This is a genomic window from Shigella sp. SIG3 (assembly GCF_053555855.1).
In genome coordinates this window covers 24,495-35,349 of sequence record NZ_JBQZXE010000026.1, presented here as the reverse complement: position 1 = coordinate 35,349, position 10,855 = coordinate 24,495, and the positions used below count along the sequence as shown (strand labels likewise).

Below are 10,855 nucleotides of genomic sequence, written 5' to 3'. Positions count from 1 at the left end.
GCATTATCTGAACATAAAACACTATCAGTAAGTTGGATTCATTACCCAAAACAGAGTGGCGATAATCATCACCATCGCAAACCAGAACACAGCGTGATAATTCCAGATCTCGGCGACGATGCCCGCCACTGATCCTGCGATGATCCAGCCCACGCGCGACGTGTTGGTATAGAGCGTGGTGGCTGAACCTGCCTGACCGGGCATCAAATCCTGAAAATAGAGCATCCCGATGCCGCCCAGAATGCCAATAAAAATAGCATTTAGCAGCTGCAAGCCCAACAGAATGGCAGGTGAATGCGCCATCAGCATTCCTGCGTAAAAACAGACGCCACCCACGGCAGCAACGCGCATTAAGAAACGCTTACCCAGACGTTTGGCGAAATATCCGGCAATCAACATCGTCGGGATTTCCAGCCCGGCGGCGGTCCCCATCATCACACCGGCCAGTTTCTCGGGAAGATGCAGTTCGTTGATAATAAATAGCGGCATGTTGATGATGTACAGGCTGTTCGAGCCCCACATCAATGTACAAATGACAAACAGCAGTAGCGTATCGCGACGGTTACGGCGCGGCGCTTCAACCGTGCCGGTCGCCAGCGGAAGCTCTTTTTGCATCGACGGTAAAAACAGCCACACCATCACGCCGCAAACAATAAACGCTACCGCTGCGCTCAGATACATTACCGTAAAGCTGAAACCCATCGCTAACGCATAAGCCAGCGGTGGGCCAATGACCCATGCCAGTGAAACCTGAGCGCGTAAAAAAGAGCTGAACATCACCGCCTCACGTCCGGTTTTGTCGGCATGTTCACGGGCAAGGGCAAACATTTGCGGGTTAGCGGTCGAGCCAAAGCTGCTAAGAAAGACGCCAACGAATAGCAAAACAAAGTAGTTGCGATTCCAGGCAAAAAGGGTGCAGGCCAGCACGCCTAACAGGCAGCAAAAGACAATCAGCGATTTGCGATCGCCGCGCTTATCAGAGCGCCCAGCGAGAAACTGACTTACCAGAATCCCAATGACAGCGCTGCCGGTAAAGAAGAATCCCACCATCGCCGGACGGGCATGTATTTCATCGGTAAGGAAAATACTGAGTGTCGGGGTTTGCAGAGCACCCGCAATACCGGTGAGAAAGGCAACGATTAAAAACGCCGTCGAGGTCAGGTCAAACGATTTCGCGCTGGAGACTGCGGGGGAGTTATGCATGCTGGTCGATCACTGGAAGAGGAAGACGCGGAGTTTACGCTGCTTGTCAGAAAATAAACAGACAGCGAAATCAAAAGCGCCACGAATAATCAAAATGCCATTTCACTGTTGCTGATTGGCTGCTGACGCTGCTGAAATGAAATTGCTGATAACGGATTTTCCCATCAGCAATTAGGAAAAATGACAAAAAATTGTGCAGCACATCAAACTTTTGCTCATAACTTTACGGCTTTCCTTGCGTGCTGAAACAGAAGTATTATGCTTTCTTGAAACGTTTCAGCGCGATCTTGTCTTTAACCCTAAGCCAGGTTGGCGCTTTTTTTCTCATAGAGGCTGAATCGTTTCAATTCAGCAAGAGAGGAGAACTATGTTCCAGTTATCCGTACAGGACATCCATCCGGGCGAAAAGGCCGGAGACAAAGAAGAGGCGATTCGCCAGGTCGCTGCGGCGCTGGTGCAGGCCGGTAATGTAGCAGAAGGCTACGTCAATGGCATGCTGGCGCGCGAACAGCAAACCTCAACGTTCCTCGGCAATTGTATTGCTATTCCACACGGCACTACCGACACCCGCGATCAGGTGCTGAAAACCGGCGTTCAGGTATTTCAGTTCCCGGAAGGCGTCACCTGGGGTGACGGTCAGGTAGCGTACGTGGCAATCGGTATTGCTGCCAGCTCGGATAAACATCTGGGCCTGCTACGCCAGCTGACCCACGTACTGAGCGATGATTCCGTTGCTGAACAACTGAAGTCAGCAACAACAGCAGAAGAACTTCGCGCATTACTGATGGGCGAAAAGCAGAGTGAGCAGCTGAAGCTCGACAACGAAATGCTGACGCTGGATATCGTCGCCAGCGATCTGCTGACTCTTCAGGCGCTGAACGCTGCGCGTCTGAAAGAGGCGAGGGCAGTTGACGCCACTTTCGTCACCAAAGCCATCAATGAACAACCGCTGAATCTCGGACAGGGTATCTGGCTGAGCGATAGCGCCGAAGGCAATCTGCGTAGTGCGATTGCGGTAAGCCGTGCGGCAAATGCTTTTGATGTGGACGGCGAAACGGCAGCCATGCTGGTGAGTGTGGCGATGAATGACGATCAGCCCATCGCGGTTCTTAAGCGTCTCGCTGATTTGTTGCTCGACAATAAAGCTGACCGCTTGCTGAAAGCGGATGCGGCAACGTTGCTGGCGCTGCTGACCAGCGATGATGCGCCGACCGACGACGTGTTAAGCGCGGAGTTTGTGGTGCGCAATGAACACGGCCTGCATGCTCGTCCAGGTACCATGCTGGTCAATACCATTAAACAATTTAACAGTGATATTACCGTGACAAACCTTGATGGCACCGGCAAACCGGCAAACGGACGTAGTCTGATGAAAGTTGTGGCACTTGGCGTTAAGAAAGGTCATCGCCTACGCTTTACCGCCCAGGGTGCAGATGCTGAACAGGCGCTGAAAGCCATTGGCGACGCTATCGCTGCTGGTCTTGGGGAGGGCGCATAATGAGCAGACGTGTTGCTACGATCACCCTTAATCCGGCTTATGACCTTGTTGGTTTCTGCCCGGAAATTGAACGCGGCGAAGTGAACCTGGTGAAAACCACCGGTCTGCATGCGGCGGGTAAAGGCATCAACGTGGCCAAAGTATTAAAAGACCTGGGAATTGATGTCACCGTTGGCGGCTTCCTGGGTAAAGACAATCAGGATGGTTTTCAGCAACTGTTCAGCGAGCTGGGCATTGCCAACCGTTTCCAGGTTGTACAGGGGCGCACCCGAATTAACGTTAAGCTGACGGAAAAAGACGGCGAAGTGACCGACTTCAACTTCTCGGGTTTTGAAGTCACCCCCGCCGACTGGGAACGCTTTGTGACTGATTCTCTGAGCTGGCTCGGTCAGTTCGATATGGTCTGTGTCAGCGGAAGCTTACCGTCAGGCGTCAGCCCGGAAGCGTTCACCGACTGGATGACTCGCCTGCGTAGTCAGTGTCCTTGCATTATCTTTGATAGTAGCCGTGAAGCGTTAGTAGCAGGTTTGAAAGCGGCACCGTGGCTGGTGAAACCTAACCGCCGCGAGTTGGAAATCTGGGCAGGCCGTAAACTGCCTGAAATGAAAGATGTGATTGAAGCTGCACATGCGCTACGTGAACAAGGTATTGCGCATGTTGTTATTTCACTGGGTGCCGAAGGCGCGCTTTGGGTTAATGCCTCCGGCGAATGGATCGCTAAACCACCGTCAGTCGATGTCGTAAGCACCGTTGGCGCAGGGGATTCTATGGTTGGTGGCCTGATTTATGGCTTGCTGATGCGTGAATCCAGTGAACACACACTGCGTCTGGCGACAGCTGTTGCAGCCCTGGCGGTAAGTCAAAGCAATGTGGGTATTACCGATCGTCCGCAGTTGGCCGCAATGATGGCGCGCGTCGACTTACAACCTTTTAACTGACAGCAGGAGAGGCATAATGAAAACGCTGCTGATTATTGACGCTAATCTCGGTCAGGCACGCGCCTATATGGCGAAGACCCTGCTGGGCGCGGCGGCGCGAAAAGCAAAACTGGAAATCATCGACAATCCGAACGACGCAGAAATGGCGATTGTTCTCGGTGATTCCATCCCGAATGACAGCGCGCTGAACGGTAAAAATGTCTGGCTGGGTGATATTTCCCGGGCAGTTGCGCACCCTGAGCTGTTCCTGAGTGAAGCCAAAGGCCATGCGAAACCTTACACTGCGCCGGTCACTGCGACAGCACCGGTTGCCGCCAGCGGTCCGAAACGCGTAGTTGCGGTGACTGCTTGCCCGACTGGCGTAGCACACACCTTTATGGCGGCTGAAGCCATTGAAACCGAAGCGAAAAAACGTGGCTGGTGGGTGAAAGTTGAAACCCGTGGTTCTGTTGGCGCGGGTAATGCAATCACTCCCGAGGAAGTAGCCGCAGCGGATCTGGTGATTGTGGCGGCAGATATCGAAGTGGATCTGGCGAAATTTGCTGGTAAACCGATGTATCGTACCTCTACCGGTCTGGCGCTGAAGAAAACCTCGCAGGAACTGGATAAAGCGGTTGCTGAAGCAACGCCGTATGAACCGGCGGGCAAAGCTCAAACGGCGACCACTGAAGGTAAGAAAGAGAGTGCAGGCGCTTATCGTCACTTGCTAACGGGCGTCTCTTACATGCTGCCGATGGTCGTTGCTGGTGGTCTGTGTATCGCGCTTTCTTTTGCTTTTGGTATCGAAGCGTTTAAAGAGCCGGGTACGTTGGCAGCGGCGCTGATGCAGATTGGTGGTGGTTCAGCCTTTGCGCTGATGGTGCCGGTACTGGCAGGTTATATTGCCTTCTCCATTGCCGATCGTCCGGGCCTCACGCCGGGTCTGATTGGCGGTATGCTGGCGGTCAGCACCGGTTCTGGCTTCATTGGCGGTATTATTGCGGGCTTCCTGGCTGGTTACATTGCGAAGTTAATCAGTACGCAACTGAAACTGCCGCAGAGTATGGAGGCGCTGAAACCGATCCTGATCATTCCGCTAATTTCCAGTCTGGTGGTCGGTCTGGCGATGATCTACCTGATCGGTAAACCAGTTGCTGGCATTCTCGAAGGGCTGACTCACTGGCTGCAGACCATGGGGACTGCGAATGCGGTTCTGCTGGGGGCGATCCTCGGTGGCATGATGTGTACTGACATGGGCGGTCCGGTAAACAAAGCAGCGTACGCATTCGGTGTGGGTCTGCTGAGTACTCAAACCTATGGCCCGATGGCGGCGATTATGGCGGCAGGTATGGTGCCACCGCTGGCAATGGGCCTGGCAACAATGGTGGCGCGTCGCAAATTCGACAAAGCGCAGCAGGAAGGTGGCAAAGCCGCTCTGGTATTGGGGCTGTGCTTCATTTCGGAAGGTGCAATTCCGTTTGCTGCTCGTGATCCGATGCGTGTGCTGCCGTGCTGTATCGTGGGTGGGGCGCTGACTGGCGCAATCTCAATGGCGATTGGTGCGAAACTGATGGCACCGCACGGTGGTCTGTTTGTTCTGCTGATCCCTGGCGCTATTACGCCGGTATTGGGTTACCTGGTAGCAATTATTGCCGGTACGCTGGTGGCGGGTTTGGCCTATGCCTTCCTGAAACGTCCGGAAGTGGACGCAGTAGCGAAAGCAGCGTAATAAAAGGTGTGTTACAGGGCAGAAATTTCCTGCCCTGTAACATTTGATGAGCGCAAAGAGAATGACCAGCTTGTGAATGTAATTTTATGAATTTAAATGGTTTTATCTTTCAGTAGAAACTTCAAACGTTCATCAAACACTAAGGTTATTTCCTCAAGGGCAGATTATTTTCTGCCCTTTTTTAGTGTTCCTGTTCTGTGTATCCCGTCACAAATTCCTCGCTTTTGTAATTCAGGCATTTAATCGCATTTTGTGAGCCTGCTCAAATCTGCCCATTTTGCCTCTCTGGCGGTAATTTACTTTACGTAAAACATGCATACTATGAGCACATGTTTAAATATGAACACATGTTTAAACCGTCTTTGCAGTATCTATATTCTTGTGGATTGACAGGGTTGGTAATTTTTTACCAGAGGACGTGCTATGCGCGAAAAGGATTATGTCGTAATTATAGGTTCGGCGAATATTGATGTCGCCGGATATTCACATGAATCATTAAATTATGTGGATTCAAATCCAGGTAAAATAAAATTTACGCCTGGTGGAGTAGGGCGCAATATTGCACAAAACCTGGCGTTGCTGGGTAACAAAGCCTGGCTACTGAGCGCCGTAGGCAGTGATTTTTATGGTCAATCGCTGCTAACGCAAACCAATCAATCTGGTGTTTATGTCGATAAATGCCTGATTGTGCCGGGAGAAAATACGTCGAGTTATTTATCATTACTCGATAATACCGGTGAAATGCTGGTTGCTATAAATGACATGAATATTAGCAACGCTATTACAGCTGAATATCTCGCACAGCACCGTGAATTTATTCAGAGGGCAAAGGTCATTGTCGCGGACTGTAATATCAGTGAAGAGGCACTGGCATGGATTCTGGATAATGCCGCCAACGTACCCGTATTTGTCGATCCGGTTTCAGCGTCGAAATGTGTCAAAGTGCGCGACCGTCTAAATCAGATCCACACTCTGAAGCCAAACCGCCTTGAAGCGGAAACCCTGAGTGGGATTGCGCTGTCAGGGCGTGACGATGTGGCAAAAGTTGCTGCCTGGTTCCATCAACATGGCCTGAACCGACTGGTATTGAGCATGGGCGGCGACGGCGTTTATTACAGCGATATCAGCGGTGAAAATGGCTGGTCTGCGCCGATCAAAACCAATGTTATTAATGTTACCGGAGCGGGCGATGCCATGATGGCGGGACTTGCTTCGTGTTGGGTAGACGGAATGCCGTTTGCCGAATCTGTTCGTTTCGCACAGGGATGTTCGTCAATGGCGCTCTCCTGTGAATACACCAATAACCCCGATTTATCGATTGCCAACGTTATATCGTTAGTGGAGAACGCAGAATGTCTGAATTAAAAATTTCCCCTGAATTATTACAAATTTCTCCGGAAGTGCAGGACGCTTTAAAAAACAAAAAACCGGTTGTGGCGCTGGAATCAACCATTATTTCTCACGGGATGCCGTTCCCACAAAATGCCCAGATCGCAATTGAAGTAGAAGAAACTATTCGTAAACAGGGCGCAGTACCTGCCACTATCGCCATTATTGGCGGCGTGATGAAAGTGGGTTTAAGCAAAGAAAAAATTGAATTACTGGGTCGTGAAGGGCATAACGTGACCAAAGTTAGTCGTCGCGATTTACCTTTTGTTGTTGCCGCCGGAAAAAATGGCGCAACCACTGTGGCTTCAACGATGATTATTGCGGCGCTTGCCGGAATTAAAGTATTTGCCACCGGGGGAATTGGTGGTGTGCATCGCGGGGCGGAACATACCTTCGATATTTCTGCCGATTTGCAAGAACTGGCAAATACTAATGTCACCGTTGTTTGTGCCGGGGCGAAATCTATTCTCGATTTAGGATTAACCACTGAGTATTTAGAAACCTTCGGTGTGCCGTTAATTGGCTATCAGACTAAAGCGCTGCCTGCGTTTTTCTGCCGTACCAGCTCGTTTGACGTCAGCATTCGTCTCGACAGCGCCAGTGAAATTGCCCGTGCAATGGCGGTGAAATGGCAAAGCGGGCTGAACGGTGGCCTCGTGGTAGCGAACCCGATCCCGGAACAGTTTGCGATGCCGGAGGAATCTATCAATGCAGCCATAGATCAAGCCGTCGCCGAAGCCGAAGAGCAGGGCGTTATTGGTAAAGAAAGTACACCGTTCCTGCTGGCGCGCGTTGCTGAGCTGACCGGCGGTGACAGCCTGAAATCCAATATCCAGCTGGTGTTCAACAACGCCATTCTGGCGAGTGAAATTGCCAAAGAATACCAGCGTCTCGCGGGTTAATTTCTGACGGGCAGAAAGCCGTCGCCCGTACTCATCAAGCATACCAAAACCTGGCGCTGACGCCGGGTTTACTGGCATGAAGGGAAAATCATTATGGATATAATGAGAAGTGTTGTGGGGATGGTGGTGTTACTGGCAATAGCATTTCTGTTGTCAGTGAATAAAAAGAGCATCAGTTTGCGCACGGTTGGAGCCGCACTGCTGCTGCAAATCGCTATTGGTGGCATCATGCTCTACTTCCCACCGGGAAAATGGGCAGTAGAACAGGCGGCATTAGGCGTTCATAAAGTGATGTCTTACAGTGATGCTGGTAGCGCCTTCATTTTTGGTTCGCTGGTTGGGCCGAAAATGGATGTCCTGTTTGACGGTGCGGGTTTTATCTTCGCCTTTCGCGTACTTCCGGCGATTATTTTCGTTACTGCGCTCATCAGTCTGCTGTACTACATTGGCGTGATGGGGCTGCTGATTCGCATCCTTGGCAGCATTTTCCAGAAAGCCCTCAACATCAGCAAAATCGAATCTTTTGTTGCGGTTACCACTATTTTCCTCGGGCAAAATGAGATCCCGGCGATCGTTAAACCGTTTATCGATCGCGTGAATCGCAACGAGTTGTTTACCGCAATTTGTAGCGGGATGGCGTCCATTGCTGGTTCGATGATGATTGGTTATGCCGGAATGGGCGTACCAATTGACTACCTGTTAGCGGCATCGCTGATGGCGATCCCCGGCGGTATTTTGTTTGCACGTATTCTTAGCCCGGCAACCGAGCCTTCGCAGGTCACATTTGAAAATCTGTCGTTCAGCGAAACGCCGCCAAAAAGCTTTATCGAAGCGGCGGCGAGCGGTGCGATGACCGGGCTGAAAATCGCCGCTGGTGTAGCGACGGTGGTAATGGCGTTTGTCGCAATTATTGCGCTGATCAACGGCATTATCGGCGGAATTGGCGGCTGGTTTGGTTTCGCCAATGCCTCTCTGGAAAGTATTTTTGGCTATGTGCTGGCACCGCTGGCGTGGATCATGGGTGTGGACTGGAGTGATGCCAACCTTGCTGGTAGCCTGATTGGGCAGAAACTGGCGATTAACGAATTCATCGCTTACCTGAGTTTCTCCCCATACCTGCAAACGGGCGGCACGCTGGAAGTGAAAACCGTGGCGATTATATCCTTTGCGCTTTGTGGTTTTGCTAACTTTGGTTCTATCGGTGTTGTCGTTGGCGCATTTTCGGCTATTTCGCCAAAACGTGCTCCAGAAATCGCCCAGCTTGGTTTACGGGCGCTGGCAGCAGCAACGCTTTCCAACCTGATGAGTGCGACTATTGCCGGGTTCTTTATTGGTCTGGCGTAATGCTCGATTTGTAGACCGGATAAAACGTATTAAGCGTTGCATCCGGCAATCGCGCTATTGCAAATAATTTTTACTGCATCATCCCGGAGAATTTATTCTCCGGGTCCATCTCCAGCGCCAGTCCTGACAACTGCTTTCTGTTTTTAATTAGATATCCTTTCTTGCTTTTAATTAATAAACCGTCGTGAATGAATTGCGCGAGAACATATAAAAGATGTCGATAAGAAACGCCTAAATACTCTGCCGCTTGCGTATGCTTTTCGTGATAAAGATCACCTTCTTGTGAGAGTAATATAAATGCTGCCAGGCGATTCATTAACGGAAATGATTGATTCTGAGTTAAAGAAACAATATTACGATAATTTTTATGACTTAAGGTGACGCAAAGTTTTCGTAAAAATAGGGTGTCGTTTAATAACAGCGGACGGTAATGTTTCATAGGGAGCGCAAGGCACCAACACTCTTCAATAGCCTGCACCGCACGCGGTTCATGGTCTTTGTCGATTAACTCAATCTCGCCAATAAAACAGGGAGCAGCAAAGAAATCGATCAGCGACACGCGACCATTAGCAAGCGTGGCGTAAAGCCTGGCGCGGCCTCGCGTCAGATAAAACAGCCATGACGGCTGTTGCCCTTCCTGCACAATGTAGTCACGCGCTAAAAAATGAAACAGCCGCGTATCGGCTGAAACATCCGTTGAAAAGCAATCCTTAAACGCAGATTCACTCATCAATTGCTGCTTAAGGTCATTATTGTGGATTTCTTTCACGATGTTTATCCGCTATGAGATTTCTCATATTTAGCATACGTACGCTGTTGTTAAGATTCAATCATCAGCCCGGTCGAATTTTCTTTGCTGTAGAAAAAAATAACGCAACTGGAAACAGAGGAAATAAACAATGGAAAAGAGAAAAATTATTCTGGATTGTGAGCCGGGTCATGATGATGCTATTGCAATGATGATGGCAGCGAAACATCCGGCAATAGATTTATTAGGCATCACTATTGTAGCGGGTAATCAGACGCTTGATAAAACATTAATTAATGGCCTGAATGTTTGCCAGAAACTGGAGATTAATGTTCCGGTTTATGCGGGGATGCCGCAACCCATTATGCGTAAACAAATCGTTGCCGATAATATTCACGGTGAAACCGGACTGGATGGCCCGGTATTCGAGCCGCTGACCCGCCAGGCAGAAAGTACCCATGCGGTGAAATATATCATCGATACCCTGATGGCAAGCGATGGCGATATCACTCTGGTGCCGGTTGGTCCGCTTTCAAATATCGCGGTGGCAATGCGTATGCAACCCGCAATCCTGCCCAAAATCCGTGAAATTGTGCTAATGGGCGGCGCTTACGGTACAGGCAACTTCACCCCATCTGCCGAGTTCAATATCTTTGCCGACCCGGAAGCCGCCCGCGTGGTGTTCACCTCCGGCGTTCCATTAGTGATGATGGGCCTCGATCTTACCAACCAGACCGTTTGCACCCCGGATGTAATTGCTCGGATGGAAAGGGTAGGCGGCCCTGCCGGAGAGCTGTTCAGCGACATCATGAACTTCACTCTCAAAACGCAGTTCGAATACTACGGCCTGGCTGGCGGCCCGGTGCATGACGCCACCTGCATTGGTTATCTGATCAACCCTGATGGCATTAAAACCCAGGATATGTACGTCGAAGTGGACGTCAACAGCGGCCCTTGCTACGGGCGTACGGTCTGCGACGAACTGGGCGTTCTTGGCAAGCCCGCTAATACCAAAGTCGGCATCACTATTGATACCGACTGGTTCTGGGGCTTAGTCGAAGAGTGCGTGCGCGGCTACATCAAAACCCATTAAGTGTTGATAACAAGCCGGGACAGTATCGCAAG

General features: G+C 50.6%; 9 protein-coding genes. 7 read left to right on the top strand and 2 right to left on the bottom strand.

Annotation, left to right across the window (positions count from 1 at the left end):
• Positions 1-24: 24 nt before the first annotated feature.
• Positions 25-1,203, bottom strand: coding sequence for a sugar efflux transporter SetB (gene setB / locus ACUU1I_RS07530; RefSeq protein WP_000551951.1), 1,179 nt, complete (start codon positions 1,201-1,203; stop codon positions 25-27).
• Positions 1,204-1,570: 367 nt separating this feature from the next.
• Here setB and fruB point away from each other — a divergent pair, with 367 nt between their 5' ends.
• From fruB to ACUU1I_RS07500, 6 genes are all read left to right on the top strand, one after another.
• Positions 1,571-2,701, top strand: coding sequence for a fused PTS fructose transporter subunit IIA/HPr protein (gene fruB / locus ACUU1I_RS07525; protein ID WP_000487233.1), 1,131 nt, complete (start codon positions 1,571-1,573; stop codon positions 2,699-2,701).
• The gene (gene fruK / locus ACUU1I_RS07520) at positions 2,701-3,639 is read left to right on the top strand and encodes a 1-phosphofructokinase (RefSeq protein ID WP_000091263.1); all 939 of its coding nucleotides are present in this window, start codon (positions 2,701-2,703) and stop codon (positions 3,637-3,639) included. Before fruB ends, fruK begins: the two co-directional genes overlap by 1 nt.
• A 16-nt stretch (positions 3,640-3,655) precedes the next feature.
• On the top strand, positions 3,656-5,347 hold the full coding sequence (gene fruA, locus ACUU1I_RS07515; RefSeq protein ID WP_000854472.1) for a PTS fructose transporter subunit IIBC: 1,692 nt from the start codon (positions 3,656-3,658) through the stop codon (positions 5,345-5,347).
• Positions 5,348-5,770: 423 nt separating this feature from the next.
• On the top strand, positions 5,771-6,712 hold the full coding sequence (locus tag ACUU1I_RS07510) for a pseudouridine kinase (protein ID WP_001208161.1): 942 nt from the start codon (positions 5,771-5,773) through the stop codon (positions 6,710-6,712).
• Positions 6,700-7,638: a pseudouridine-5'-phosphate glycosidase gene (psuG, locus tag ACUU1I_RS07505; RefSeq protein ID WP_001292444.1), complete on the top strand. Its 939-nt coding sequence runs from the start codon at positions 6,700-6,702 to the stop codon at positions 7,636-7,638. The genes ACUU1I_RS07510 and psuG overlap by 13 nt, the downstream gene beginning before the upstream one ends.
• 93 nt (positions 7,639-7,731) lie before the next feature.
• The gene (locus ACUU1I_RS07500; protein ID WP_000353885.1) at positions 7,732-8,982 is read left to right on the top strand and encodes a NupC/NupG family nucleoside CNT transporter; all 1,251 of its coding nucleotides are present in this window, start codon (positions 7,732-7,734) and stop codon (positions 8,980-8,982) included.
• Positions 8,983-9,052: 70 nt separating this feature from the next.
• Here ACUU1I_RS07500 and ACUU1I_RS07495 read toward each other — a convergent pair whose 3' ends face one another.
• Complete coding sequence (locus ACUU1I_RS07495; RefSeq protein WP_000658597.1) at positions 9,053-9,751, bottom strand: transcriptional regulator YeiL; 699 nt, start codon at positions 9,749-9,751, stop codon at positions 9,053-9,055.
• Positions 9,752-9,881: 130 nt separating this feature from the next.
• Here ACUU1I_RS07495 and rihB point away from each other — a divergent pair, with 130 nt between their 5' ends.
• A complete protein-coding gene (rihB, locus tag ACUU1I_RS07490) occupies positions 9,882-10,823 on the top strand; it encodes a ribosylpyrimidine nucleosidase (protein ID WP_000415462.1) in 942 nt (313 codons plus the stop codon).
• The last annotated feature ends 32 nt before the right edge of the window (positions 10,824-10,855 follow it).

Coding starts and splice junctions, on each gene's coding strand:
- setB (WP_000551951.1), bottom strand. CDS start 1,203: ATGCATAACTCCCCCGCAGTCTCCAGCGCGAAATCGTTTGACCTGACC.
- fruB (WP_000487233.1), top strand. CDS start 1,571: ATGTTCCAGTTATCCGTACAGGACATCCATCCGGGCGAAAAGGCCGGA.
- fruK (WP_000091263.1), top strand. CDS start 2,701: ATGAGCAGACGTGTTGCTACGATCACCCTTAATCCGGCTTATGACCTT.
- fruA (WP_000854472.1), top strand. CDS start 3,656: ATGAAAACGCTGCTGATTATTGACGCTAATCTCGGTCAGGCACGCGCC.
- ACUU1I_RS07510 (WP_001208161.1), top strand. CDS start 5,771: ATGCGCGAAAAGGATTATGTCGTAATTATAGGTTCGGCGAATATTGAT.
- psuG (WP_001292444.1), top strand. CDS start 6,700: ATGTCTGAATTAAAAATTTCCCCTGAATTATTACAAATTTCTCCGGAA.
- ACUU1I_RS07500 (WP_000353885.1), top strand. CDS start 7,732: ATGGATATAATGAGAAGTGTTGTGGGGATGGTGGTGTTACTGGCAATA.
- rihB (WP_000415462.1), top strand. CDS start 9,882: ATGGAAAAGAGAAAAATTATTCTGGATTGTGAGCCGGGTCATGATGAT.